This window comes from Bacillus sp. 204(2023) (assembly GCF_037027505.1).
Taxonomy (GTDB): Bacteria; Bacillota; Bacilli; order Bacillales; family Bacillaceae; genus Bacillus; species Bacillus subtilis.
Window position 1 is genome coordinate 78,651 of the sequence record NZ_JAXCHE010000004.1, and the last position, 20,912, is coordinate 99,562.

Genomic DNA, 20,912 nt, shown 5'->3' on the forward strand with positions numbered 1-20,912 from the left:
ATCACCTGCGCTTTTTACAAATCCTTAATACACCAATCAATCGGCGCCTCTCCCATTTTCTCCAAATAGGCATTCGCCCGGGAAAACGGTCTGCTCCCGAAAAATCCGTTTCTCGCCGAAAACGGGCTGGGATGCGTCGATTCAATGATAAAATGCTTGGAGGTGTCGATCCGTTCTTTTTTCATTTGAGCATGCCGTCCCCACAAAATAAAGATAACCGGCCGCTCCCTTTCATTCAGCACGTCAATAATTCGGTCCGTCAGTCGCTCCCAGCCTTTTCCCTTATGGGAATTCGCCTGTCCGCGCCTTACTGTCAGCACAGTATTCAGCAAAAGAACGCCTTGCTTTGCCCAGCTCACAAGCGACCCGTGATTCGGGATGCTGCACCCGATGTCCTGCTGCAGCTCAAGAAAAATATTTTTTAACGAAGGCGGCTGCTTTACACCGGGCTTGACAGAGAAGCTTAAACCTTGAGCCTGTCCCGGCCCGTGATACGGATCTTGGCCGAGAATGACGACCTTGACATCATCGTATGAGGTATAATGCAGCGCATTGAAAATATCCCGGCTGTCCGGATAAATCGTTTGCTCCGCGTATTCCCGCTTCAGCATTCCTCTGAGCTCTTGATAATACGGTTTCTCAAACTCTTCCTTTAGCTGATTCCACCAGCTGTCTTGTAAAAGCTGTTTCAAGATTCAGGCCCCCTTACGAACGATGAAGTCTAGAATAGACAGGCTCGCCATCCCAAACCATTTCACTTTTTGCTTCCCGCCTCTTCATCTCAGGCTCTTCAAGCAGGACGGCAAAGTTTTTCGTCGGCAGCTCCCCGAGTCCGTGCTTTTCACTTAAACGATCCAAATATTGCTTCCGCTTGGCGCCAAGGTCCGCAGACTGATTGTCTCCCGCGTCACTGAAGGCATAAATCACACTGGCGCAAGGGACACGCTTCACCCGGTAATCCTTGGCTGCGCGCAGATAAAAATCCCAATCCCAGTAATTGTGCACATCAGCATCGAAATACCCGATTTCATCATGCAGAAAACGTCTGTACATGCTGCCCGACGGCACGTATGTAGAAAACACTCTCATATCCTCATAGTCAGCGGTATAAGCAAACAATTTCCGTGACACTGGATATCTTGTTCCGTTTTTCTCTTCAAACGAAACTATTTCCGCATCAGAATGAACGAAGTCTGCCGTTTCTATTTCCTTTGCCATTTTCTCGATATGCCCTGGCGTAAAGAAATCATCGTCATCACACAGCATAATGCAATCCCCAGACGCCTCTTTTACACCGGCATTTCTCGCAGCCACATGCCCCGAGTTCTTTTCTAAATTGATGACAGCAATCGGCAGCTCCGGATACAGTGCTTTGACCGGCACGACCGATTCCCCGGCATCATTCACAATAATAATTTCATACGGCTTCAAGGTCTGGCGGGAAATCGACTCCAAAAGCTCACACAAAGCCGGAATCCGATTATAGGTCACAATTACGATAGAAATCTTCATGATGCTCTCCTTCTCATTTTCATAGTCATGTACTATTAAAACATATATTGAACAGGAGATCAGTGGGAATATCCTACTGAAACGGCATACTACAATGATAGAAACAGCAAAGTGGCTCCGATCAGAAGCACCATGATCAGCATCAGATCTCCAAAGACATGTAAGAGATCTTTCAGGCGGACACCATTCGGAAGGATAAGACGCCACAGCTTAGATTGATAGACCGGCAGCAGCACCAGTGCATAAGAAAGACACAAAAATGTAAAAGCCGGCGGAACAAAAGCACAGCCTGTATCGTCCCAATTCATCATGATGTCTTTCATACTAGATCCATCCAATAAAAACAAAGATATCATGAGGGCCAGCAACACAAAGGACCCCAATTGAACCTCAAACAGGCGCATTTTCTGGTTATATGCAAATCGGACCGCCCAAAACCAGACATAAGCATATGAACATAGCAGCGTAAGAATGGCACCTGCTGTAAAGACGACATCAGGCAGCCGATCAAGCAGAAAAACAAAAGGCAAGCTGGCTGCCATAGCCAAGAGCATGCAGCCGCCAGTAAACAAAAATACTGCCCCATGAGCTACAAAACCATATAAACAAGAGCTAATCCTCACGAACTACACCTCCTTTACATAGAAATTCTATGTATATACCTAAAAAATCAGACAAGCTGACGCCTGCCAATATAACAGCCCATTCGGCCAAATAACGGAAATAACAGCGTTGCAAAAGCACAAGTTCCAACAAACCAAGGTGTCAACAAGGATTGAAACAGCGCAGCAGGAATTACATTGAATAGAAAAACAAGCATAAAAATGACGTTTGGCACCATTGAGATCAGAATCGTATGTAGAACAAGCTTTTCTCCGCGTTTTCCAAACTCCTTCACGCCTTGATACCCAATCAGCACCCAGTAGATCATATATGCAGCTAAGATCAGCCAAACAGAAACAGAGATGCCTTTCCATACTGCTTGAACAAACGGTGATTCAAGCCATACATGCATTATTGTAATTGCAATGCCGACAGCGAATAGGGCACTGTTACAGAAAAGATGGAACATCAAAAACGCACGGAACGTTACTGGCTGTATTTTCTTAAACGAAGAAACAATGTCAGTTGGTGTTCCAAACGCCTGCAATAAAGTCTGCATAGCTTCCTCCTCACTCTTTCCTTCCTGAAAAGAGCAAAACAGATGATGTTCAATATGGCTCTCAATCTCTTCTATCATTGCCTCGTCTTCAGGAAGCCCTTTAAGCCCGCTTTTGATTTCGGATACATATGTTTCTTTATCCATTTTGTCCGCTCCACTTCAGTATTCGGTCCATCATGGCTGAAAATACGCTCCATTCCTTCGTGCGTTCCGCCAGCACTTCTTTGCCTTCGTCTGTAATCCGGTAATATTTGCGGTCCGGTCCTTTCTCCTGCTTCTCCCAGTAGGAAGAAATATATCCTTGGCGTTCAAGCTTGTGAAGAGAAGGATACAAGGTCCCTTCTTTCATCTGCAGTTCATTTCCGCTGCGGCTTCCCATTTCTTTTACAAGCTCATAGCCGTACATCGGCCGCTCGTTCAGAAGCGTCAATACCAATATAACCGTGCTTCCCTTAACCAGCTCACGATTTAACATCTCAAAACCCCTACCTAGTTTTCTTATGTAGCATTTTACGAAAGCCCGTTGAGATTGTCAAATGATTCCTATAGATCTTCTATATTGTGATACAGAGAAAATCTAACTATAATGAAAGACAAAACATGATGGAGGTTCAAGACATGTCTATGCATAAAGCACTCACCATTGCCGGCTCAGATTCAAGCGGCGGTGCTGGGATTCAAGCTGATTTAAAAACATTTCAAGAAAAAAACGTATACGGGATGACCGCCTTAACGGTGATCGTTGCGATGGACCCAAACAACAGCTGGGACCATCAGGTATTCCCGATCGATACTGATACAATCCGCGCTCAGCTTGCAACAATTACGGACGGCATCGGTGTGGACGCCATGAAAACAGGAATGCTGCCAACCGTTGATATTATCGAGCTTGCGGCAAAAACGATCAAAGAAAAACAATTAAAAAATGTGGTAATTGACCCGGTTATGGTTTGCAAAGGTGCTAATGAAGTCCTTTATCCGGAGCACGCCCAAGCCCTGCGTGAGCAATTGGCTCCGCTAGCCACTGTCATTACGCCAAACTTGTTTGAAGCCAGCCAGCTCAGCGGCATGGATGAACTAAAAACAGTTGACGATATGATCGAAGCCGCGAAAAAAATTCACGCACTCGGCGCTCAATATGTCGTCATTACAGGCGGAGGCAAACTCAAACATGAGAAAGCCGTTGATGTTCTCTATGACGGAGAAACAGCGGAAGTCCTTGAAAGCGAAATGATCGATACGCCTTATACACATGGCGCAGGCTGTACATTCTCAGCAGCCGTGACAGCGGAGCTTGCCAAAGGTGCGGAAGTCAAAGAAGCCATTTACGCAGCGAAAGAATTCATCACAGCGGCCATTAAAGAATCCTTCCCGCTAAACCAGTATGTTGGTCCTACGAAGCATTCTGCACTGCGCATGAATCAACAATCATAAAAAAAGAGGCTGCCTTACAGAGAGGCAGCCCTTTTTAAATCACCGAAGACTTTTCACAGAAAAAACTGCCGATCCCATCGGCAGCCTGTTTATTTGATTTTTAAATTGTTTGCAGATTTCCTCAAAAATGTTTCTATCGACTGAACAAAAAGTGCATATTCCTTCATTTGTTCATATGCCCGCGTGAGAATTTCCGCCGTTTCACTGTGCGGCGTTGTTCCGCCAAGCATTTTTTTCAGCTGAAGCAGCACATCCTTATATTCTTCTCGCTTATCTTCAACTTGGTTAGCAGCCTTTTCCAAACATTCCGGTGTTATCTTCTGTTCATGTATATTCAAGAAAACAACTCCTTTTACAGAAAAAAATAGTAGGTTATCGTTGAAGAATAGCACAGATGGCTCAGATTTCACATAAGAAAATAGAAGGATTTTCTACATAAGTGTCCAAATTCCGACATTCATTTCAGATTTCCCGGTCGCACTGGCTGTTACTTCATGATTTCCCGGGAAAGGAAAATATCTCGCACTAAAGACCTCTTCTCCGTTATTCATAAAGATTTCCACAGATGACGCGTCGAGAAACATGTGTACGGTATGCAAATCCTTGATGCGGCAATGTCTCGCTTCTGTTCTTTTTCCGTCAAAGCTCGTCCGTTCCAGCGTAACAATCCCCTCGTCTTTGTGGAAGGAAAACGTAGCCGTTCCGCGGATACTGATTGAAAAGCCAGACTCCGTATGAATGTCTTCCAGCAGAATCTCAGCTCTTTCAGGTTTTTCCACTGGAAGCGTACCAGATGATCCATGCATGTTGATGTGTATTTTTTTCTCATTTCTGCGCATGGCTTTTAGCTCAGGCAGCGGCTGCTGAATCAGCTTCTGGCCTGAAAGCGTCAGCTGTCTCGGCAGCGTCATGCAGTGAATCCAGTGATAGTCAATCGTCGGATGGGACCCTTCATCCTGATCAGGCACCGCCATCCATGCAAACAAAATCCGCCTTCCCTGATCGTCTTCAAGTGTTTGCGGCGCGTAAAAATCAAAACCTTGATCAAGCTCCGTAAATTCACCATGCTTCAGTTCAGGCTTGCTATAATCGAGACGGCCGACAAAATAACCTGATTGATATACGTTTTGATAACGGAAACCGTCAGCCTCAAGCCCTTGAGGCGAAACAATCAGCACGTCCGATCCTTGAAGGGAAAACAAATCAGGGCATTCCCACATGTATCCAAAATCGTCCAGCCCGTTGAAGCCCGCGCCGGTTATCGGGCCAAGAAATCTCCACTCACTCAGGTTATCAGAAGCAAACAATACAGCCTGCCCTTTCAAATTCTCTGTTTGCGCACCAATCACCATATACCATGTGCCTTCATGCTCCCATACCTTCGGATCGCGAAAATGCGCCGTATATCCTTCCGGAAGGCGGGCGACGACACCCTTTTTCTCAAAGGACAGTCCGTCGCCAGAAACAGCAAGGCATTGATACGTTTCCCGGTTTCCATTCTGATCCCTGACATTTCCTGTGTAAAACAGATAGAGCCGATCGTCTTTCGTGACAGCGCTGCCCGAGTAGCAGCCGTTTTTATCAAACCAATCACTCGGAGCCAGCGCAATCTCTTCCCGCATCCAATTCACAACATCCTGTGTCGTATAATGCCCCCAAAATTTTGCGCCGTGCCCCGTCTGAAACGGCTGCCACTGAAAGAATACATGATAGCTGCCCTTCCAATAAATCACGCCATTCGGGTCATTCAGCAGCCCAACCGGCGGCATGATGTGAAAATGCTGGCGGTGCGGATCGCTGTTAGCGATGGGCTCTTTTTTCTCCACTTCTTCATAAGCCCGGCGACGAAGCTCCTGGTCATGTGCTGTCATTTTTTCCTCTCCTCATCCTCATTAATCTTCATGACAAATGCTGCAATGAACGCTGACACTGCCGCAATCGCCATGCCAATCAGATAGTGAATCAAGTTGCTGACGCCAAACGGAGCCGCAATGGCGATCATCGGAATTCCCGTTAACCCGTAAGCGTTTGCAGCTACATGTGTAAAGACGACATATGCCCCACCCAATGCGCCTCCGATCATCGCGGCGATAAACGGTTTTCGGTAGCGAAGATTGACTCCGAATATGACGGGCTCAGTAATGCCGAGAAAAGCGGAAAATGCTGCCGGAAGCGCGATTTCTTTTGTCTTTGCCTTTTTCGCCATAAAGAAGACGGCAAGACCTGCCCCGCCCTGTGCGACATTCGCCATTGACCAGATCGGCAGCAAGTAGTTTTTGCCTATATCTGCAATAAGCCCAGCCTCAATCGCATGGAAGCTGTGATGAACACCTGTCAGCACGATGAGTGAATACGTGCCCCCGAAAATCAAACCTGCCACAAAACCGGCATGGTCATACACATAAGTTAAAGCAACCGTAATCCCGGAGCCAAGCGCTCTTCCCAGAGGGCCAATCGCGATAAAAGCAACAAACCCGGTGACAATCACAGTAACAAAAGGTGTAACAAGCAAGTCTACCGCATGCGGAACCACTTTTCTTGTCCATTTCTCTACCTTGCTCATTACATAAACCGCTAGCAGAACAGGGATGACAGTTCCCTGATAGCCTAGAAGCGCGATATCAAATCCGAAAAGATGCATATAATCAGGTGTCGCTTCAGCCAAACCCCATGGATTCAAAAGGTTTGGATGAATCATGATTCCCCCAATGACCGCTCCCAAGTACGGGTTGCTGCCAAATTCTTTTGAAGCGCTTACTCCGATTAGAATCGGCAAGAAAATGAATGCTGCACTTGAAAACATATCAAGCAGCTGAAAAACTGCAGAATCCTTGCTCATCCAATGAAACGCATTGATCATACCCAGCAATCCCATTAATAGGCCGCTGGCTACAATAGCTGGGATGATTGGAACAAAAATATTTGAAAGCGTTTTCGCAAATCTCGCAGCGGGATTCAGCTTTTCTTTTGCCGCATCCTGATGATTGACGTGTTCTTCACGCTCGATATCAGCTTCTTTAGAAAAGGCATCGAATACTTTATTCACAAGGCCTGTTCCGAAAATGATCTGGTACTGGCCAGAGCTGCTGAAAGCCCCTTTAACGCCATCAAGCTCTTCTACTTGTGCTTGATCTATCTTTGATTCATCTTTCATCACTAAACGCAGTCTTGTTGCACAATGAGCCGCGCTGATAATATTTTCTTTCCCTCCGAGAAGCTCAATGAGGCGTTTTGCAGTCTCTTTGTAATCCATCTATTTCTCCCCCTTTTATTTAAACAAAAAAGACCTAAAATTCGCCAACGAATAAAGGACACAGCGATCCTTTTTCATTTACGCAAATTTTAGGTCTTGCCTGCTTTACCAGTCACAATCCCGCTTATTCAGATTAAGAATACGCTTTCATCATAAATCATGACAGCGTTTTCGTCAACTATTTTTTTAGTTAAATAGTTTGATAAAACATGTAGACAAAAATTCGTAAAAATTATTTGTGAAACACTTCACAATATCGTGCTATACTATGCTCAATCATGAAAGAAAGCAGGAAAAGACAATGGAAACTCAAGCATTGCAAAAGGTTGAACAGTATGCTTTGAAAAAACAAAACATATTCGCTTCAAGCAAAATCCGTTATGTGCTTCGGTCCATTTTGGCCAGTATGTTTATTGGTTTTGGCATTACAGCCGCAAGTAAAACAGGCAGCTATTTCTTTATGGCTGATTCTCCGTTTGCCTTTCCGGCAGCTGCTGTCACTTTCGGGGCCGCTATTCTGATGATTGCTTACGGAGGCGGAGATTTATTTACCGGCAACACCTTTTATTTCACCTATACCGCGCTCCGGAAAAAACTCAGCTGGCGCGACACCCTGTACTTGTGGATGTCAAGCTATGCCGGCAATTTAATCGGCGCCATTCTGTTTGCCATCCTGATCAGCGCGACGGGACTTTTTGAGGAGCCTTCTGTTCATTCCTTTTTGATTCATTTGGCAGAGCACAAAATGGAGCCGCCGGCTTCCGAATTGTTTTTCAGAGGAATGCTGTGCAATTGGCTTGTGTGCCTCGCCTTTTTCATTCCAATGTCTCTCAAAGGGGAAGGAGCAAAGCTTTTTACCATGATGCTTTTCGTTTTCTGCTTCTTTATTTCCGGCTTTGAACACAGCATTGCCAATATGTGCACATTCGCCATCTCGCTTTTGATTGAGCACCCTGATACAGTGACACTGATGGGAGCAGTCAGAAACTTAATCCCCGTTACGCTAGGCAATCTGACCGCGGGAATAGTTATGATGGGCTGGATGTACTACACACTGAATCCTGATCAATAAAAAAACTTCCAGAGATCACTCCCTGCAAGTCAAAGCGGTTATTCCGAGAGATCTTGAAGACGCTGGACATGCAGCGTGATATAGCCGGCCTCGGATTCCGGCAAATGTAATTGATATTCATTTTTCAAAAACTCCGCCAGCTCCAGCGCACATTGATAGGCGAATGAATACTTTTTTTGGATGAAATAAAGCATCTCCTCGTCCATACGATGGAGCGCTTCATTTGATTCCAACCGGCTGACCGCGTATCGCAAATGCGTGACAAGGCGTTGATAGGAAATGCTGTTTTCATCCACCTTTCGATTAAAGTATTGTTCTATTTTCTCTATCATTTCTTTGGTCATGGTCGTATGCTTCAGCGCTGAATACATGCTCTCCGCATCCATCTTCGCCGTATGGATGTGAAGGGCAATATAACCCGCTTCATCTTCAGGCAGAGACACGCCCAATGTCTCTTTTACATGTCCGATCGCCCACAGGCCGATCTCATATTCTTTTTTATAGAGCGCCTTTATCTCATGCAGCAATTTATTCTGCACAAGCAGCCCATTTTGAATCCTTTCGATCGCAAAGGACAAATGGTCGGAAAGCGCGATATGAATGTGATCGCTCAGCGGCGCCGCGAGCTCTCCTTCCGCATAGCTGATGATGTCCTCAGCTATTTCTATATGCTCCTCCGGCAGTGTTTGCAGGATTTGTTTGAACTTTTCATTCTCGTCGCGCACGACAAAGATTTTTTCCACTTTATTCATAGGGATAAGATCATTTTTCTTTTTTTGAAAAGCGATTCCCGGTCCCATCACGATTTTTTCCTGATCATCCTCTTTTATTAAAGCCGCATTGTTGTTTAATACTTTATAGATTTTCAAGAGGTTATCTCTCCCGCCAATTTGCTTTTGACTGGGATTTTACCTCCTTTTGACCGCCATGTAAAGATGCGGGCCCGCTCTCTCCTGCTTTGGCGATTCCTTGAAGGCTTGCAAACATCTTCTTTTATAAAGCGCGGCGGCTTTCGCTTTCTGTTTTTCTTCCTCATTCACAGCCATCCGCCACTCATAAAACGAAACGAGTCCTGCGGCCTGCACAGCCGCCTTTCTTTGGTATGTACGCTGAGCCGAATAGACCGCGGCAGCCGCAGTTTTTCTGTCCGGCGTCACCCAGTTCATCAAAAAGACCATCCACACCCGTAAAGATACAAGCAAACGTTTCATAGAAAAACATCCCTCCGCTTCTTTTTGGCAGGCAGCCTTTTTAGCAGCCCGTTTTCTCAGCCGCAGCCCGCAAGAAAAGACGGCCGATTTCTTTTCTCGCAAACTAGCGGCTCTAGCAAAACTCATGACTCTATGATAGACCGTGGAAAGAGAATTCTTTGTCACAATATGAGTGAAAAAACCAACTAGTTTTTAGAAGTTTTGTTGAAAGCTGAAAGAATTGAAATGAAAATTGGAGAACCGCTTTGAAAACTTTATACACAAGTTATCCCAAAGATAAGAACAACTTAATCACAAGAGATATCCACATGTCCACAAACTCTATCTATATTTTGTATACGAACGTATATTCCTAACTATATATATACACAGGTTTATTCACTTATACACAGGGTTCTGTGTATAACTCCTTCGTTATACACAAACAAAATCCAATAAATGGTCCAAATGACACAAGGATTTTTTTGAATTTTCAAGAAATATATACTAGACCTTTCACATTTTTTCTAAATACAAAGGGGGAAACACATTGAAAAAGGGGATCATTCGCTTTCTGCTTGTAAGTTTCGTCTTATTTTTTGCGTTATCCACAGGTATTACGGGCGTCCAGGCAGCTCCGGCTTCTTCAAAAACGTCGGCTGATCTGGAAAAAGCCGAGGTATTCGGTGATATCGACATGACGACAAGCAAAAAAACAACCGTTATAGTGGAATTAAAAGAAAAATCCTTGGCAGAAGCGAAGGAAGCGGGAGAAAGCCAATCGAAAAGCAAGCTGAAAACCGCTCGCACCAAAGCAAAAAATAAAGCAATCAAAGCGGTGAAAAACGGAAAAGTAAACCGGGAATATGAGCAGGTATTCTCAGGCTTCTCTATGAAGCTTCCAGCTAATGAGATTCCAAAACTTCTCGCGGTAAAAGACGTTAAGGCAGTGTACCCGAACGTCACATATAAAACAGACAACATAAAGGATAAAGACGTCACAATCTCCGAAGACGCCGTATCTCCGCAAATGGATGACAGTGCGCCTTATATCGGAGCAAACGATGCATGGGATTTAGGCTACACAGGAAAAGGCATTAAGGTGGCGATTATTGACACTGGGGTTGAATACAATCACCCAGATCTGAAGAAAAACTTTGGACAATATAAAGGATACGATTTTGTGGACAATGATTACGATCCAAAAGAAACACCAACAGGCGATCCGAGGGGCGGAGCGACTGACCACGGCACACACGTAGCCGGAACTGTGGCTGCTAACGGAACAATTAAAGGCGTAGCGCCTGATGCCACACTTCTTGCTTATCGTGTGTTAGGGCCTGGCGGAAGCGGCACAACGGAAAACGTCATCGCGGGCGTGGAACGTGCAGTGCAGGACGGGGCAGATGTGATGAACCTGTCTCTCGGAAACTCTTTAAACAACCCGGACTGGGCGACAAGCACAGCGCTTGACTGGGCCATGTCAGAAGGCGTTGTCGCTGTTACCTCAAACGGCAACAGCGGACCGAACGGCTGGACAGTCGGATCGCCGGGCACATCAAGAGAAGCGATTTCTGTCGGTGCGACTCAGCTGCCGCTCAATGAATACGCCGTCACATTCGGCTCCTACTCTTCAGCAAAAGTGATGGGCTATAACAAAGAGGACGACGTCAAAGCGCTCAATAACAAAGAAGTTGAGCTTGTCGAAGCGGGAATCGGCGAAGAAAAGGATTTTGAAGGGAAAGACCTGACAGGCAAAGTCGCCGTTGTCAAACGAGGCAGCATTGCATTTGTGGATAAAGCGGATAACGCTAAAAAAGCCGGTGCAATCGGCATGGTTGTGTATAACAACCTCTCTGGAGAAATTGAAGCCAATGTGCCAGGCATGTCTGTCCCAACGATTAAGCTTTCATTAGAAGACGGCGAAAAACTCGTCAGCGCCCTGAAAGCTGGTGAGACAAAAACAACATTCAAGTTGACGGTCTCAAAAGCGCTCGGTGAACAAGTCGCTGATTTCTCATCACGCGGCCCTGTTATGGATACGTGGATGATTAAGCCTGATATTTCCGCGCCAGGGGTCAATATCGTGAGCACGATCCCAACACACGATCCTGACCATCCATACGGCTACGGATCAAAACAAGGAACAAGCATGGCATCGCCTCATATTGCCGGAGCGGTTGCCGTTATTAAACAAGCCAAACCAAAGTGGAGCGTTGAACAGATTAAAGCCGCCATCATGAATACCGCTGTCACTTTAAAGGATAGCGATGGGGAAGTATATCCGCATAACGCTCAAGGCGCAGGCAGCGCAAGAATCATGAACGCAATCAAAGCCGATTCGCTCGTCTCACCTGGAAGCTATTCATACGGCACGTTCTTGAAGGAAAACGGAAACGAAACAAAAAATGAAACGTTTACGATTGAAAATCAATCTTCCATTAGAAAGTCATACACACTTGAATACTCATTTAATGGCAGCGGCATTTCCACATCCGGCACAAGCCGTGTTGTGATTCCGGCACATCAAACCGGGAAAGCCACTGCAAAAGTAAAGGTCAATACGAAGAAAACAAAAGCTGGCACCTATGAAGGAACAGTTATCGTCAGAGAAGGCGGAAAAACGGTCGCTAAGGTACCTACATTGCTGATTGTGAAAGAGCCCGATTATCCGAGAGTCACATCTGTCTCTGTCAGCGAAGGGTCTGTACAAGGTACCTATCAAATTGAAACCTACCTTCCTGCGGGAGCGGAAGAGCTGGCGTTCCTCGTCTATGACAGCAACCTTGATTTCGCAGGCCAAGCCGGCATTTATAAAAACCAAGATAAAGGTTACCAGTACTTTGACTGGGACGGCACGATTAATGGCGGAACCAAACTTCCGGCCGGAGAGTATTACTTGCTCGCATATGCCGCGAACAAAGGCAAGTCAAGCCAGGTTTTGACCGAAGAACCTTTCACTGTTGAATAAGAAAAAGCCCTGCCGAATCGGCAGGGCTTTTTAAAGATCAGTCAGCAAACGCCTCGTGCAATAAGCGATACGATCGGAGCTTGTCTTCAAAATGATGTGTAATGGTCACCACCATGATTTCCTCTGTTTCATACGCTTTACTCAAAGCTAGCAGCTGCTCCTTAACCTGTTCTTTCGTACCAACAATCATTCGATTTCGATTATCAGCAATTCGTCTCTGTTCATAAGGAGAATACGTATTTTTCCGAACAGCTTCATACGAAGGAACTCCCTCTAAAGGAATACCCTGCTCTCCCGCCAAAAGTGTAAAATCAAGCACAGCCCCAAGCTCCTCTGCCTTCTCCTCCGTGTCAGCACAAAGAACAAAAACAGCAACTGCCGCTCGAGGCGTCTCTCCTAACACAGACGGTTTGAATCGTCTCTTATACTGTCTGACAGTACCCTCTCCGCCCTCTCCATTGATAAAATGGGCAAACATATAGCCAGCGCCAGATTCCGCGGCGAGCAGCGCGCTTTCTCCAGATGAGCCGAGCAGCCACACATCGGGAGCCGTTGAAATATGCGGCGCAGCCGTCAGATTCGGAAAACGGTGTTTATCATCCGCCAAATCATGCAAATACATGGTCAGCTCCTTGATTTGCTGCGGATACTGATCAGCATTGCGCTTACCGCCGTCATTCAGCGCCCATGATGCAATCGGCATTCCCCCCGGTGCTCTGCCAAGCCCCAGGTCAATTCTTCCTGGTGTCAGCCCCTCCAGAACACGAAAGTTTTCAGCTACTTTATAAGCACTGTAATGCGGCAGCATGACTCCTCCTGATCCAACACGGATTCGCTTTGTTTTCGCCGCTATATGACTGATCAGCACCTCAGGACTGGACCCTGCCAGCCGTTTTGAAAAGTGATGCTCAGAAACCCAAAATCTCTTATATCCAAGGTCCTCAGCAGCTTGGGCAAGCGCAACGGTTTGCTGTAAGGCCGTTTCTGCATTGCTGCCCTCTGATACTGGAGATTGATCTAATATACTTAATGAAACCATCCCTACCACCTCATCCTCATCGTATCACTGATCCCCTATTTTTTCTCCAAAGCCGCTCACACTGCTTATCAGTGTCCCCTATCATTCGCCATTTATTTGTGAAAGCCTGTCCCTATTTGTCGGAATATGTTACACGTGAAACATAAAAACCCCTCCAGACGGAGAGGTTTGCTTTAGTTTTTATTAAAGCCCTTTTCTTTCACGTAGTCATTTAAATACGTACGCGGCTTCTGCTTCATAAAGTTCAGTATTTGATCAGACCACGTTTCTTCCCGTTGTCCGTTTGTTCTTTCTCTATAGTAATCAGAAATGGTTTTGTCATACGTATTCATAGTATGACGGAAATCGTCTGCGTTCACATTATACGCATTCTCATGATAAACGGCCTGCTTTGGCAATCTCGGTTTTTTGCCGGAAAGGTTCGCAGGATGGCCTACTGCCAGCCCGAAAAGCGGGAGCACATGGTCAGGCGTTTGCAGCACCTCTGTCACCTTGTCCAACTCATTCCGGATGCCGCCGATATAACAAATGCCAAGCCCCATAGATTCAGCCGCAATGCTCATATTTTGCGCTGCCAGCGCCGCATCAATCAAACTAACCATAAACATTTCCGTATTCTCGAGCAGCTCAGAAATATGTTCCCCTTTTTCCTCAGCCAGTTGTTGATGACGGTACAAATCCGCACAAAATACAAAAAAGTGCCCGTTCTTCTCAACGTAAGGCTGATTCCCAGCAAGCACAGACAGCTCACGTTTTTTCTCAGGATCAGAAACCCCTATAATCGAATATGCCTGCACATAGCTGGATGTAGACGCAGCCTGCGCACTTTTCACTAATGTATCAATTTCTTCAGCTGTCAAAAGCTGATCAGTAAAAGACCGGATTGACCGATGATTCAAAATGGTTTCGATTGTGTTATTCATCACAAGAACCTCCTTATCTCTTTTTATCATATCCGAAAAAAAGTGTTCCCAAAAGTGAAATGCTCTGCACAAAAAAAGACAGCCTCTGAAAAGGCTGCCTTCATCTTAAGAATTAAAGAGATAACTTCTGTATTTCGTCAGCTGCACACTTGCATTATATACAATCCCGAAACCGATTAACGTGGAAAGTGTCGAGCTTCCCCCATAGCTGACAAACAGCAGCGGAATCCCGGTAACAGGCATAATGCCGATGTTCATTCCGATATTCTGGAATGTGTGGATCACAATTAACGCCGTATAGCCAACGCAAAAGAAAGAAGCGAAACGGTTAAACGGATGTATTTTATCTATCAGAACGACAAGCCTGTAGATTAAAAAGAAGAACATGATGACAACAATTGCACAGCCTATAAAGCCAAATGACTCACCTATTATAGAAAAGATAAAGTCAGTCGTACTCTCTGGAACATAAACCTTCAAATTAGAAATACCATTACCTAAAATACCACCAGATCCTATTGCCATGATGGCCTGGTCAACTTGCCAGCTGTCATTTGAATCTTCCTGTGTCTCATTTGAAGCAGACACCCAAGAAGTGACCCGCTTAATTTGATAATCCTGTATTCCAACTGATTTAGCAACGTCAGGAAAGTTTATCATTACTAATAAAATTAATGAAATGAGTAAGATACCTGAACCAGCTATGATCGCAATCAATTTCCAATTTATCCCTGACATAAAAACCATTACAAGAACGATAAACATACATATTCCCGCAGTCCCAGCATCCTGCATCAGGATAAGACCTACAGGAATAACTGCGACACCCGCAATCTTTAATAACAAGTGGATATCATCCCTAAGCGTCCGAACTCCTTTAGGATTAGCTTTTCCAATAACTGAAGCAAGCATCATAATCAAACCAACCTTCATAAACTCTGACGGCTGTATTGTTATTCTACCGATCCTAAACCAACTTTTTGCCCCTTTAATAACAGGTGCAATAGACTCGGGGCTGATTTTAAGAACAATCAAAGATAAAATACCAATAATAAAAATATATAAACTTAACTTTTCAAGCTGTTCTAAATCAAAGTACAAAAGAACTGTAATGGCAACAGCCCCCAAAAGATAAAACACAATTTGCTGAATCCAATCCGTGTTCCCATACTGCCCAAACTGACCGGCAGCATAAATTGATACTACGCTTATAATAAAAAACACACCAAATATAAAAATCAAATCCCCCTGGTAAAAGGGGCTTTGCTGTTTCTTATATCGACTCATTCTATCCCGCCTTACATTTTCATCGGAAAATCACTAATGTTTATTATACATGAACCACGTTCAAGATGACACGTGAAGCTCGCTTCCTTTTATGTTTTTTCAGCACTTGCGGCGCTTTTTCAGCTACACGAAATATGACGTATCATAAACCGAAATGTTTCGATTGACACAAAACTTTTCAAATGAAATAAACGCCATACCAAAAGAATTTGTAAAAAACGAATGTGATAATGTGTTATGTTCCCAAATAATGTGATACCTCATATAGAAACAGCTAAAAATTCAGAGCCCCATGCCCATACATTCTCCTAGCACATTAAACGAAAAAAATAAGACGATAGATCCAGTCCATTTCTGCAAAAACACGTATCAATTTCTGGAAAACATGGTATAATAATTGTAACAGAATGTTCAAAAAACAATCACAAAACAGACACAACTCAGTTCCTCTATTTCATTTTTGTAAACGTTATCACAAAATGAAAGGAGACGGGTATGATGGACATGTTTTTTGCTTACTTACTGGTTGCCAGCGCAACGCCTCTCTTTATTTGGCTTGATAACAAAAAAGTCGCACTCTCAGCTATTCCGCCAATCATTTTAATGTGGGTATTCTTCTTCTTTTACGCAACAGAAAGCCTTTCTCCACTAGGACACACTCTCATGATTATCTTGTTCGCCGTTAACGTCATTGTCGCTCATATCGCCGCATTTATCATTTACGGCCTTCCGTATCTTCGCAGAAAGCGAAGCAGCTGAAGACAGCAAAAAACCCTCTTCCAATGAAGAGGGTTTTTGTATTATTCGTTATGGCCTGAATGCTCTGAGTGTTCAGCGCCTCCAGGAGGATTTCCATCCATATGGTCACCATGGTGATAGTGAGCCGCGAAAATCCAGATGGATCCAAGTACGATAACGATCGCGCCAAAGAATCCGAACAGCGTGTTTCCAACTTGGATTGTGCCGTTTTCGCTCTCTGTCATGTGCATGAACATGAGAAGCTGCAGCGCCGCCTGAATGAAGGCGAAACCGAAGATAATCCAAAGTTTTGCTGATGAGCTCAGGTCAGTGTACACCGCTACCCATAGAGCCAGCAGGGTCAAAACGATAGACAGTGCAAAACCTACAATGTGCTTCCATGGAAAGTGACTGTGTTCAGCAGATTTGTTTGCCATTTTACAGACCCCCCAATCCCATGAGATAGACACCTGTAAAGATGAAAATCCATACAACATCTAAGAAGTGCCAGTACAAGCTTGAGATAAAGATTTTAGATGAAGTTTGCGGAGTTAAGCCGCGTTTCTTCAACTGAATCAGAATTCCTGTGATCCAGAAAATCCCGATTGTTACGTGAGTTCCGTGAGTTCCAAGTAAAACAAAGAATCCAGACCAGAACGCACTTGTACTGAGAGCCGCTCCTTCATGTACATAGTGAACAAACTCGTTGATCTCGCATCCGACGAAGCCGGCACCGAGAAGAAGAGTGATAATTGTCCAAATGACTACGCCTTTTAAACTTCCGCGGCGCATTTCATGAACAGCGATCCCGCAGGTAAAGCTGCTGATCAGCAGCAAGAACGTCATAATCATTACCAGATTGACTTCAAATAGTTCGTCTGGCAAGACACCTCCAGCTGTTCTGTTTTTAAGAACGAAGAAGGTTGCAAATAGTGTTGAGAACAACACAATTTCTGCCCCTAAAAAGATCCAAAACCCGAGAATATTAAGTCTGCCGGTTTCAGATTGATATTCCATAGGCGCGTTAGAATTGCCGTGTTCTGCATGTTCCATAACTCACGCCTCCTTATTCGGAAATCTTTCTTTCCGTCTCTTTTATTTCATCAACACTAATGTAGTAGCCGTTGTCGTATTCGAATGAACGCAGAACCATGCAGAGCAGGACTCCGATCAATCCGACTACGCCCATCCAGTACCATTCAAAGACAAGTCCAAAGCCTGCAAGACCGAAGGCAACAGACATAAAGAAAGGTCTGCCTGAGTTGCTTGGCATATGGATTTTCTTGAATTTGCTTTCAGGGTATAATTCAGTTTTTTCTTCTTTCATATGCAGGAATGCATCTTGAGATTTGACTTCAGGAAGCACCGCAAAGTTGTAATGCGGCGGAATCGCAGAAGAAGTCGCCCAATCAAGCGTACGTCCCACACCCCATGAATCTCCGCTGATTTCACGAGTAGAGTAACGGAAGCTGTAGTAGATGTTATAGCAAAGGATTAAGAATCCTACACCCATCATGAAAGCTCCGACTGTTGAGATAAAGTTCAATGTTGTCCAGCCGTCATTCGGTCCGTATGTGTAAATACGGCGAGGCATGCCTTGAAGCCCCAAGAAATATTGCGGGAAGAAACAAATATTGAACCCGATCATAAAGATCCAGAAGAACCATTTTCCGATTCTTTCGTTCAGCTTGTGGCCGAACATTTTTGGATACCAGAAAATAAATCCGGCGAAACAAGCAAATACAGTACCCGCGATCAGCACATAGTGGAAGTGAGATACAAGGAAGTACGTATTATGGTATTGATAATCCGCTGCTGCCATCGCAAGCATAACCCCTGTAACCCCGCCGATAACGAAGTTAGGAATGAACGCAAGCGCCCACAGCATAGGTGTTGTAAAGCTGATTCGGCCTTTATACATTGTAAAGAGCCAGTTAAAGATTTTAACCCCGGTTGGGATTGAGATTGCCATTGTCGTAATTGAGAAGAATGAGTTAACGGACGCACTGTTCCCCATTGTGAAGAAGTGGTGAGTCCAAACTAAGAAACTCAATACAGAGATGGCGATAATAGAACCAACCATCGCTTTGTAACCAAACAATTGTTTTCTTGCAAAGCTTGAGATGATTTCTGAGAAAATACCAAACGCCGGAAGAATAACGATATATACTTCAGGATGTCCCCAAATCCAGAACAAGTTAGCCCAAAGCATCGGCATACCGCCTGCTTCCAATGTGAAAAAGTGAGCGCCGAACAAACGATCAAATGATAAAAGTGCTAATGCTACTGTAAGTACAGGGAACGCAAACACGATAATAACCATTGTGATCAGTGTTGTCCATGTGAACATCGGCATACGCATTAATGTCATGCCTTTTGTTCTCATTTTTAAGATTGTTACCATAAAGTTGATCCCTGTCATCAGGGTACCGATACCGGCAATCTGAAGTCCGAGGAGGTAGTAGTTCTCACCCGGCCCAGGGCTCATGTCGTTACTTGCAAGCGGCATATAACTCGTCCAGCCTGCGTTCGGAGAACCTCCGATAACGAAAGAAATATTGAAAAGCATCGCCCCTACAAAGAACGTCCAGAAGCTCAGGTTGTTCAAGTAAGGGAACGCAACGTCGCGGGCACCGATTTGAAGAGGCACAACAACGTTGATAAGACCGATTAAGAACGGCATCGCCATGAAGATGATCATGATTGTACCGTGAGTTGTAAAAATTTCATTATAGTGGTTTGAGTCTAAAAAACTGTTATTCGGAAGCGCTAGCTGGGCACGCATCATCAGACCGTCGACACCGCCGCGGAATAACATAATTACAGCAGATATAATATACATGATTCCGAGTTTTTTATGGTCAACAGTAGTTATCCATTCAGACCACAGCCATTTCCACTTTTTGAAGTAAGTCAGTACAAAAATAATGGCAATGGTTGAAAGCGCAATGGAAACTTGTGCGCCCAGAATTAATGGGTCACCAGTTACGAAAAATTCGTCCCATTTGAATTTCATGCAGGCTTCCTCCTTTCCTGATCAATATCATTCTTCTGTATCATCAGACTTCTTAAATTCGTTTTTCTTTACGTTTTCAAACGGATCTGTTTTAGAGTGCGGTGAAACGGCTTGATAGCCAAGGCGTTTGCGCGCCTCCATCGCGTACTCAGCGTCTTGTCCGTGATCAACGTATTTCAAGTGAGTAGAAGAGAACGTTAATTCGTCCACATTTTCAGGAAGCATCAATTCATCATACTTCTCTTTTGTCAGCTTAGGAGCCTCGTTCTGAGTCTTTTTCACCCAGCTGTTAAAGTCTTTTTCTGTGACTGCATTCACATCAAACTCTTGGTCTGCAAAATGTTCACCTGTGAAGTTCGCGTTGCGGCCTTCGTAAGTACCCACTTTGTCAGCCTGTAAGTATTGATCCATCAGCATTCCTGCCATCGCATATTTTTGCCCTCCAAGCTGAGGAATCCATAGCGAAGCCATTGAATCTGCAGATGAGATTTTGAACAAGATCGGGCGGTCGACAGGAATGTTTAAGTAGTTGACCGTTTCAATATCCTGTTCAGGGTAGCTAAATACCCATTTCCAGTCTACCGAAGTAGCATAAACAACAAGAGGCTCTTTGTCTTTTGTTGCTTCAGGAGCTTTTTCTAACGAATATATCGTCTGTACTGTTGGCACAGAAAGTGCAATGACGATTAAAATTGGGATCACTGTCCAGACTACTTCTAAAAACGTGTTACCGTGAATTTCTGGGTTATAAGATCCATTATCTTTGCCTTTACGGTCGCGGTATTTTACTAAAATAATGGTAAATAGAACAAAGACGACCCCGACGATAAACAGCATAAATCCGATAGATAACAGGATTAAATCACTTTGCTGTTCAGCTACAGGTCCTTTCGGATCTAGTACTGAAGCATTGCTGCATCCCCCAAGGACGAAAACCACAGTTAACAGCGCTAATACAAGCAACGGTTTTAATGCTCTGAACAAGAAGATCACCATCCTTCCTATTGATGTAATAAATCTGAAGTGCATACTTCCTCAAAATCTTTTCTCTACTTTGTTATGCTATCAAAAACTTCACATATTAGCTTTATTTTTTTATAAACTTCATCCCATTTTCGCTTAAATGTCATAAAATCGACAAAAATTGCTCCAACTTTATTCATATCTATCGCTTAAGATGAAAAGTTTCTAGTTATTTCCGCATATAAGTAAGAAAAGATGATGAAGAACTAATTCTGACAAATAAAGGTTTACCACAATAAAAAACTTAGGTCAATCAAAAATTTCATTTTGTTAAACTTTCTAGATAGGAATT

At 44.3% G+C, this 20,912-nt stretch carries 21 protein-coding genes; 4 read left to right on the forward strand and 17 right to left on the reverse strand.

The window, feature by feature from the left end:
* Positions 1–14: 14 nt before the first annotated feature.
* The 5 genes from WA279_RS09950 to WA279_RS09970 form a co-directional block, all read right to left on the reverse strand.
* Positions 15–692, reverse strand: a complete 678-nt coding sequence (locus WA279_RS09950; RefSeq protein WP_336155313.1) for a uracil-DNA glycosylase — start codon at positions 690–692, stop codon at positions 15–17.
* A gap of 13 nt (positions 693–705) precedes the next feature.
* Positions 706–1,512 (reverse strand): glycosyltransferase family 2 protein, encoded by an 807-nt coding sequence (locus WA279_RS09955; RefSeq protein WP_015250953.1) that lies wholly within the window; start codon positions 1,510–1,512, stop codon positions 706–708.
* Between the two features lie 89 nt (positions 1,513–1,601).
* The gene (locus WA279_RS09960) at positions 1,602–2,135 is read right to left on the reverse strand and encodes a hypothetical protein (protein WP_336155314.1); all 534 of its coding nucleotides are present in this window, start codon (positions 2,133–2,135) and stop codon (positions 1,602–1,604) included.
* Positions 2,136–2,182: 47 nt separating this feature from the next.
* Positions 2,183–2,818 (reverse strand): permease prefix domain 1-containing protein, encoded by a 636-nt coding sequence (locus WA279_RS09965; protein WP_041338319.1) that lies wholly within the window; start codon positions 2,816–2,818, stop codon positions 2,183–2,185.
* Positions 2,811–3,149, reverse strand: a complete 339-nt coding sequence (locus WA279_RS09970) for a PadR family transcriptional regulator (RefSeq protein ID WP_003227432.1) — start codon at positions 3,147–3,149, stop codon at positions 2,811–2,813. Before WA279_RS09970 ends, WA279_RS09965 begins: the two co-directional genes overlap by 8 nt.
* 143 nt (positions 3,150–3,292) lie before the next feature.
* Between WA279_RS09970 and WA279_RS09975 the strand changes: the two genes are divergently transcribed.
* Positions 3,293–4,108 carry a bifunctional hydroxymethylpyrimidine kinase/phosphomethylpyrimidine kinase gene (locus WA279_RS09975; RefSeq protein ID WP_336155315.1) on the forward strand — a complete coding sequence of 272 codons (816 nt, stop codon included), beginning with the start codon at positions 3,293–3,295 and terminating at the stop codon, positions 4,106–4,108.
* 89 nt (positions 4,109–4,197) lie between these two features.
* On the opposite strand, the gene WA279_RS09980 is transcribed toward WA279_RS09975, so the two are convergent.
* The 3 genes from WA279_RS09980 to scrA all read right to left on the reverse strand — a co-directional run bounded on the left by WA279_RS09980 (position 4,198) and on the right by scrA (position 7,361).
* A complete protein-coding gene (locus tag WA279_RS09980; RefSeq protein WP_003243437.1) occupies positions 4,198–4,446 on the reverse strand; it encodes a hypothetical protein in 249 nt (82 codons plus the stop codon).
* Positions 4,447–4,539: 93 nt separating this feature from the next.
* Positions 4,540–5,979, reverse strand: a complete 1,440-nt coding sequence (gene sacA / locus WA279_RS09985; protein ID WP_336155316.1) for a sucrose-6-phosphate hydrolase — start codon at positions 5,977–5,979, stop codon at positions 4,540–4,542.
* On the reverse strand, positions 5,976–7,361 hold the full coding sequence (gene scrA / locus WA279_RS09990; protein WP_029318665.1) for a PTS system sucrose transporter subunit IIBC: 1,386 nt from the start codon (positions 7,359–7,361) through the stop codon (positions 5,976–5,978). Before scrA ends, sacA begins: the two co-directional genes overlap by 4 nt.
* Before the next feature lie 301 nt (positions 7,362–7,662).
* Between scrA and WA279_RS09995 the strand changes: the two genes are divergently transcribed.
* A complete protein-coding gene (locus tag WA279_RS09995; protein ID WP_047183377.1) occupies positions 7,663–8,433 on the forward strand; it encodes a formate/nitrite transporter family protein in 771 nt (256 codons plus the stop codon).
* Between the two features lie 38 nt (positions 8,434–8,471).
* Here the strand turns inward: WA279_RS09995 and sacT are convergent, their stop codons facing one another.
* Complete coding sequence (sacT, locus tag WA279_RS10000) at positions 8,472–9,302, reverse strand: sac operon transcriptional antiterminator SacT (protein WP_336155317.1); 831 nt, start codon at positions 9,300–9,302, stop codon at positions 8,472–8,474.
* 39 nt (positions 9,303–9,341) lie between these two features.
* Positions 9,342–9,644, reverse strand: coding sequence for a hypothetical protein (locus tag WA279_RS10005; protein ID WP_003222155.1), 303 nt, complete (start codon positions 9,642–9,644; stop codon positions 9,342–9,344).
* A gap of 529 nt (positions 9,645–10,173) precedes the next feature.
* Here WA279_RS10005 and vpr point away from each other — a divergent pair.
* Positions 10,174–12,594 (forward strand): serine protease Vpr, encoded by a 2,421-nt coding sequence (vpr, locus tag WA279_RS10010; protein ID WP_336155318.1) that lies wholly within the window; start codon positions 10,174–10,176, stop codon positions 12,592–12,594.
* Positions 12,595–12,631: 37 nt separating this feature from the next.
* Here the strand turns inward: vpr and WA279_RS10015 are convergent, their stop codons facing one another.
* From WA279_RS10015 to rodA, 3 genes are all read right to left on the reverse strand, one after another.
* Positions 12,632–13,633 carry an LLM class flavin-dependent oxidoreductase gene (locus tag WA279_RS10015; RefSeq protein WP_336155319.1) on the reverse strand — a complete coding sequence of 334 codons (1,002 nt, stop codon included), beginning with the start codon at positions 13,631–13,633 and terminating at the stop codon, positions 12,632–12,634.
* Between the two features lie 173 nt (positions 13,634–13,806).
* Positions 13,807–14,556 (reverse strand): oxygen-insensitive NADPH nitroreductase, encoded by a 750-nt coding sequence (gene nfsA, locus WA279_RS10020; protein WP_014665840.1) that lies wholly within the window; start codon positions 14,554–14,556, stop codon positions 13,807–13,809.
* Positions 14,557–14,661: 105 nt separating this feature from the next.
* Positions 14,662–15,843: a cell shape-determining peptidoglycan glycosyltransferase RodA gene (gene rodA / locus WA279_RS10025; protein ID WP_015384988.1), complete on the reverse strand. Its 1,182-nt coding sequence runs from the start codon at positions 15,841–15,843 to the stop codon at positions 14,662–14,664.
* Positions 15,844–16,338: 495 nt separating this feature from the next.
* Here rodA and ywcE point away from each other — a divergent pair, with 495 nt between their 5' ends.
* Positions 16,339–16,602 (forward strand): spore morphogenesis/germination protein YwcE, encoded by a 264-nt coding sequence (ywcE, locus tag WA279_RS10030; protein WP_003227411.1) that lies wholly within the window; start codon positions 16,339–16,341, stop codon positions 16,600–16,602.
* Positions 16,603–16,643: 41 nt separating this feature from the next.
* Here ywcE and qoxD read toward each other — a convergent pair whose 3' ends face one another.
* From qoxD to qoxA, 4 genes are read right to left on the reverse strand one after another with little or no spacing between them, the layout of a single operon-like run.
* Positions 16,644–17,018 carry a cytochrome aa3 quinol oxidase subunit IV gene (gene qoxD / locus WA279_RS10035; RefSeq protein WP_015384989.1) on the reverse strand — a complete coding sequence of 125 codons (375 nt, stop codon included), beginning with the start codon at positions 17,016–17,018 and terminating at the stop codon, positions 16,644–16,646.
* A 1-nt stretch (position 17,019) separates the two neighbouring features.
* Entirely contained in the window at positions 17,020–17,634 is a 615-nt protein-coding gene (qoxC, locus tag WA279_RS10040) for a cytochrome aa3 quinol oxidase subunit III (RefSeq protein WP_003227409.1), read from the reverse strand.
* A gap of 13 nt (positions 17,635–17,647) precedes the next feature.
* Entirely contained in the window at positions 17,648–19,597 is a 1,950-nt protein-coding gene (gene qoxB / locus WA279_RS10045; protein WP_003227407.1) for a cytochrome aa3 quinol oxidase subunit I, read from the reverse strand.
* Between the two features lie 27 nt (positions 19,598–19,624).
* A complete protein-coding gene (gene qoxA / locus WA279_RS10050) occupies positions 19,625–20,590 on the reverse strand; it encodes a cytochrome aa3 quinol oxidase subunit II (RefSeq protein WP_010886637.1) in 966 nt (321 codons plus the stop codon).
* Between the last annotated feature and the right edge of the window lie 322 nt (positions 20,591–20,912).

Excerpts from the sequence above, each read along its gene's own strand:
- sacA (WP_336155316.1), bottom strand. The coding sequence starts at position 5,979 with ATGACAGCACATGACCAGGAGCTTCGTCGCCGGGCTTATGAAGAAGTG.
- WA279_RS09975 (WP_336155315.1), top strand. The coding sequence starts at position 3,293 with ATGTCTATGCATAAAGCACTCACCATTGCCGGCTCAGATTCAAGCGGC.
- qoxB (WP_003227407.1), bottom strand. The coding sequence starts at position 19,597 with ATGAAATTCAAATGGGACGAATTTTTCGTAACTGGTGACCCATTAATT.
- qoxC (WP_003227409.1), bottom strand. The coding sequence starts at position 17,634 with ATGGAACATGCAGAACACGGCAATTCTAACGCGCCTATGGAATATCAA.
- WA279_RS10005 (WP_003222155.1), bottom strand. The coding sequence starts at position 9,644 with ATGAAACGTTTGCTTGTATCTTTACGGGTGTGGATGGTCTTTTTGATG.
- scrA (WP_029318665.1), bottom strand. The coding sequence starts at position 7,361 with ATGGATTACAAAGAGACTGCAAAACGCCTCATTGAGCTTCTCGGAGGG.
- qoxD (WP_015384989.1), bottom strand. The coding sequence starts at position 17,018 with ATGGCAAACAAATCTGCTGAACACAGTCACTTTCCATGGAAGCACATT.
- WA279_RS09970 (WP_003227432.1), bottom strand. The coding sequence starts at position 3,149 with ATGTTAAATCGTGAGCTGGTTAAGGGAAGCACGGTTATATTGGTATTG.
- WA279_RS09955 (WP_015250953.1), bottom strand. The coding sequence starts at position 1,512 with ATGAAGATTTCTATCGTAATTGTGACCTATAATCGGATTCCGGCTTTG.
- nfsA (WP_014665840.1), bottom strand. The coding sequence starts at position 14,556 with ATGAATAACACAATCGAAACCATTTTGAATCATCGGTCAATCCGGTCT.
- WA279_RS10015 (WP_336155319.1), bottom strand. The coding sequence starts at position 13,633 with ATGGTTTCATTAAGTATATTAGATCAATCTCCAGTATCAGAGGGCAGC.
- WA279_RS09965 (WP_041338319.1), bottom strand. The coding sequence starts at position 2,818 with ATGGATAAAGAAACATATGTATCCGAAATCAAAAGCGGGCTTAAAGGG.
- rodA (WP_015384988.1), bottom strand. The coding sequence starts at position 15,843 with ATGAGTCGATATAAGAAACAGCAAAGCCCCTTTTACCAGGGGGATTTG.
- WA279_RS09995 (WP_047183377.1), top strand. The coding sequence starts at position 7,663 with ATGGAAACTCAAGCATTGCAAAAGGTTGAACAGTATGCTTTGAAAAAA.
- ywcE (WP_003227411.1), top strand. The coding sequence starts at position 16,339 with ATGATGGACATGTTTTTTGCTTACTTACTGGTTGCCAGCGCAACGCCT.